The following is a 4,191-nucleotide window of genomic DNA, read 5'->3' as shown; positions in this document are numbered from 1 at the left end:
CGGCCAGTACGCGCCGCTCCCCCGGGCCGACCACGCCACCGTGCACGGGTTCGACGCCGACGGGGAGCCCGTCACCGTCCACGGCACGGGGCTACTGGCCCGCTGCCTCCAGCACGAGACCGATCACCTCGACGGTTACCTGTACATCGACCGCCTTCCGGCCAAACGCCGCAAGCAGGTGCTGGCCGCGTACAAGGAGACACATTCCGCTATTGCGGACAAAACGCCGCTATAGTGGATACATGGAAGGCGAAGGGGTCCTGTCGAGCGGCCTGTCGATGGCCGAGCTGGGGCTGCGGATCCGCACGGAGCGGCGGGCGCGCGGGCTGACCGTCGAGCGGCTGGCCGCGCTGAGCGGCATCAGCCGGAGCATGATCTCGGAGGTCGAGCGGGGCGCCAAGACGCCCACGGTGCTGGTGCTCGACCGGCTGGCCACGGCGCTCGGCACGTCGATCGGCCGGCTTCTCGACGAGCCCGCGCACTCGGCCATGCGGGTGCTGCGCCTCGAGGAGCAGCGGGTGCTGCGCGACCCGTCGGGCTGGGAGCGGCGGGTGTTGTCGCCGGTGCTGGCGGACGTGGAGTTCGAGTTCATGCGGACGACCATCGGGCCCGGCGTGGACGCGGGCGAGTTCGCGCCGCACGCGCCGGGGTCGCGGGAGTATCTCGCGGTCGAGCGCGGCAGGCTGCGGCTGACGATCAACGGCAGGCCGTACGAGCTGGGGGCCGGTGACGCGGTCTACTACCCGGGCGACTGCCGCCACGCCTTCGCCAACGACGGCGCCGCCGACTGCGTCTACTACCTCGCGATGGAGCTGGGCGGCGCCGGACAGCACGAATCCTGGAAGGAATCGCCCGATGGCTGACCTCCACCCCACCGACACGACCGCCCAGGACCGGCGCCCCGCCGGCTCGACCGCGCACGCCACTCGCGTGGCCGACGTGGCAGGGCGCGACCTGCGCGAAGCCGGGGCCGCGGCGGCGGCGATCGCGGCCGAGCACCTGGCGGGTCTCGGCGAGCGGCCCGTGTGGCGGCCCGTGCCGGACGACGAGCGGGCCTGGCTGAGCGGCCAGGAGCTGCCCGAGCGCGGGCGGGCGCTCGACGAGCTGCTCGAAGACGCCCGTACGCGCGTGCTGCCGTACCCGATGGGCAACGGCCACCCCCGCTTCTTCGGCTGGGTGAACTCCCCGCCCAACCCCGCGGGCGTGCTCGTCGAGCCGCTGGCCGCCGCCCTGAACCCGAGCTGCGCCGGGGGCGACCACGCGGGCCCGCACCTGGAGCGCGCTGTGGTGCGGTGGCTGGCCGAGCTGGCCGGGTTCCCGCACCCGCCCGGCGGCGGGCTGCTGACCAGCGGCGCGTCCATGGCCACCGTGATCTGCCTGGCCACCGCCCGGCAGCAGGCGGCGCTCGCCGACGGCTGGGACGCCCGCGAGGAGGGCCTGTCCGGACGGCCGCCCATGGTCATGTACGTCACCGAGGAGGGCCACAGCTGCCTGCACAAGGCCGCCCAGCTCCTCGGCCTGGGAGCGCGGCAGGTCCGCACGGTCCCCGTGGACGACGCGTACCGGATGGACGTGGGCGCCCTCCGTACCATGATCAAAGAGGACCTCGAGAGGGGCCTGCGGCCGTTCTGCGTGGCGGGCAGCGCGGGCACCGTCAACTCCGGCGCGGTGGACCCGCTAGGCGAGATCGCCGACGTGGCGGCCGAGCACGGGCTCTGGTTCCACGTGGACGGCGCGTACGGCGCGCTCGGCGTGCTGGCCGACGGCGCGGCGCCGCACTACGCGGGCCTCGATCGGGCCGACTCGCTGGCCCTGGACCCGCACAAGTGGCTCGGCGTCCCGGTGGGCTGCGGCTGCGCGCTGCTGCGCGACCCGGGGGCGGCGCGGGCTGCGTTCAGCCTGGTGCCGTCGTACCTGATCGACGACAACGCGGGCGATCTGGGGTGGTTCTCCGAGTACGGACCGGAGCAGACCCGCCCGTTCCGCGCGCTGAAGACCTGGGCCACGCTGTCCCACCTGGGCCGGTCCGGCGTCACGCGGCTGGTGAACCATACGGCAGGGCTGGCCCGCACGCTCGCCGCCATGGTCGAGGAGGCGGACGACTTCGAGCTGCTCGCCCCGGTCGCCACCTCGATCACCGCGTTCCGCTACCTGCCAGGACCGCACGATGGGCTGGACGCCGTCAACCGAGCCATCCCGGGCGCGGTGCAGGCGCGCGGCAACGCGTTCATCACCGGCACCCGGCTGGGCGGCCGCGACGCGCTGCGGGCCTGCTTCCTCCACCCCGACACCACCGAGCGCGACCTGGCCGTCCTGCTCGACGAGATCCGCCTGGCGGCCAAGACGCTGTACGCCATGTGAATCGCTCATCCGCCCGGGTAGGGGTCCGCCGAACCAACGACAGGAGGACTTCCGATGGCGAAAACTGTTGCGGACGTAATGACGTCCCGCCCCGCGACGGTTGAGGCAGACCAGCCGGTGTCCGTCGCGGCGGTCCTGATGCGCGACAACGACGCGGGCGCCGTGATCGTCAACGACAACGGGCGCATGCAGGGCATCATCACCGACCGCGACATCACCGTGCGCGTGGTCGCCGCCGGGAAGTCCCCCCAGACGCCGGTACGCGAGGCGTGCAGCCCGTACGTCGAGGCCGTCGATCCCGACACCACCATCGACCAGGCGGTCAGGCTCATGCGGTCGCACGCCGTGCGGCGCCTGCCGGTGCTCGAGGACGGCCGCGCGGTCGGCATCGTCAGCCTCGGCGACCTGGCCCTCGAGCGCGACCCCAACTCGGCGCTCGCCGACATTTCCGCGGCGGAGGGCAACCAGTAACGTTTGCCGCGTGGTCACAGTCGACGATGTACGGCAGTTCGCGCGCACGCTTCCGCGCTCGTCCGAGCACCTCATCCGGGACCGGGTGAAGTTCCGCGTAGGCAAGATCGTCTATGTCGCGTTCTCGCATGACGAGACGCTGATGGGCTTCGGATTCCCGAAGGAGGAGCGCGCGGCGCTGGTGGCGGCCGAGCCGGACAAGTTCCTCATGCCGAGGGAGTCCGACATGCGCTTCAACTGGGTGGTGGCGCGCGTGGCCGCCATCGACGTGCCGGAGATGCGTGAGCTGGTGCTGGAGGCGTGGCGGATGTGCGTGCCGAAGAAGGTGCGCCTGGAACAGGAGGCCCAGGCGCGGGTCACGTAGCCAGGCGGTCGATGCCCAGGGCGCTGATCAGCAGGCGCTCCTTGCGGTTGCCGAGCAGGCGGGCCGTCCAGTCGACGAACCCGCCGTCGCCCACCTCCACCCCGTCCGCGTGGATCTTGTAGCACAGCCCGGTGTAGTAGCCGCGCCCGCTCTCCCGGCCCGGGTCGGGGACGACGTCCAATCCGGCCGCCACACGGTCGAAGCGCTCGTCCAGGACCGTGACCCGGGCCTCGGGAGCCTTCACCCCGCAGGCACGTACGGCGTCGGCCAGGATGGCCAGGTGCTCGGCCGCGTGCTGCCGTTCGAACGCCAGGTCGCCGGTGTCCCGCCCGGCGGTGACCAGGGCGAACAGGGTGAAGTGGGCGTAGTGGGCGGCGCCCTCGAAGTGCTGGGCGCGTACGACGCGTTGCAGGGTGGCCAGCCGTACGACGTCGGGTGAGGCGCGGCGGCGCAGCGCCGCCTCCAGGGCGAGGGCGTTGGTCGGGTCGGCGGCGACCTCGCTGTTCCTGATGGTGGAGACCACCTTGTTCTGGTCCACCGGCCCCACGGCCGAGTGCGTGCCGAGCGGGGTCACCGGGGCGAGCGTGATCAGCTCGACGCTTTCGGGCACCGCCGACAGCACGGCGTCCTCCGCACGCCGCAGCCGCCGGAACGGAACACGCGCCGGGGCGACGAACCGGTCGTGCCCGTAGCGGCGCAGCACGTCGGCCGGGGCCAGCGCGCCCGCGCGCCGCCGCGTCACCTCCAGCAGCAGCGTGGTGAGATCGGCGCCGGACAGGCGCTCCGCCAGGACGTCGAGGATTTCCTGCCCGCCGGCCTGCCTCAGCACCCGGCCCAGCGCGCTTGCTTGCTCCGCCACCCCTGTACCACTATCACGATCATGGGTGATATGGATTGGGTGGGATGGCATGACGCGTACGATGTGCCGGGCTCGTCCCTGGAACGGCGGCTGCGCGTCGTGCAGAAGTGGATCGCCGCCGCGCTCGACTCCGGGG

The 4,191-nt window shown here is 72.7% G+C and carries 6 protein-coding genes; 5 read left to right on the top strand and 1 reads right to left on the bottom strand.

Annotation, left to right across the window (positions count from 1 at the left end):
* The 5 genes from AB0J09_RS57920 to AB0J09_RS57900 all read left to right on the top strand — a co-directional run.
* Positions 1–235, top strand: a 235-nt coding sequence (locus AB0J09_RS57920) for a peptide deformylase (protein ID WP_360711603.1), incomplete at its 5' end; no start/stop codon positions are given.
* 7 nt (positions 236–242) lie between these two features.
* Complete coding sequence (locus AB0J09_RS57915) at positions 243–863, top strand: XRE family transcriptional regulator (protein WP_360711600.1); 621 nt, start codon at positions 243–245, stop codon at positions 861–863.
* Entirely contained in the window at positions 856–2,361 is a 1,506-nt protein-coding gene (locus tag AB0J09_RS57910) for a pyridoxal-dependent decarboxylase (protein ID WP_360711597.1), read from the top strand. The genes AB0J09_RS57915 and AB0J09_RS57910 overlap by 8 nt, the downstream gene beginning before the upstream one ends.
* 54 nt (positions 2,362–2,415) lie before the next feature.
* Positions 2,416–2,832, top strand: coding sequence for a CBS domain-containing protein (locus tag AB0J09_RS57905; RefSeq protein ID WP_360711594.1), 417 nt, complete (start codon positions 2,416–2,418; stop codon positions 2,830–2,832).
* Between the two features lie 10 nt (positions 2,833–2,842).
* A complete protein-coding gene (locus AB0J09_RS57900; RefSeq protein WP_360711592.1) occupies positions 2,843–3,196 on the top strand; it encodes an MmcQ/YjbR family DNA-binding protein in 354 nt (117 codons plus the stop codon).
* Here the strand turns inward: AB0J09_RS57900 and AB0J09_RS57895 are convergent.
* Complete coding sequence (locus tag AB0J09_RS57895) at positions 3,189–4,055, bottom strand: hypothetical protein (protein WP_360711589.1); 867 nt, start codon at positions 4,053–4,055, stop codon at positions 3,189–3,191. The genes AB0J09_RS57900 and AB0J09_RS57895 overlap by 8 nt on opposite strands.
* Between the last annotated feature and the right edge of the window lie 136 nt (positions 4,056–4,191).

The sequence above is a fragment of the Nonomuraea sp. NPDC049784 genome, assembly GCF_040659615.1.
GTDB lineage: Bacteria > Actinomycetota > Actinomycetes > Streptosporangiales > Streptosporangiaceae > Nonomuraea.
This window is presented reverse-complemented; position numbering and strand designations above follow the sequence as displayed.

Excerpts from the sequence above, each read along its gene's own strand:
- AB0J09_RS57910 (WP_360711597.1), top strand. The coding sequence starts at position 856 with ATGGCTGACCTCCACCCCACCGACACGACCGCCCAGGACCGGCGCCCC.
- AB0J09_RS57915 (WP_360711600.1), top strand. The coding sequence starts at position 243 with ATGGAAGGCGAAGGGGTCCTGTCGAGCGGCCTGTCGATGGCCGAGCTG.
- AB0J09_RS57905 (WP_360711594.1), top strand. The coding sequence starts at position 2,416 with ATGGCGAAAACTGTTGCGGACGTAATGACGTCCCGCCCCGCGACGGTT.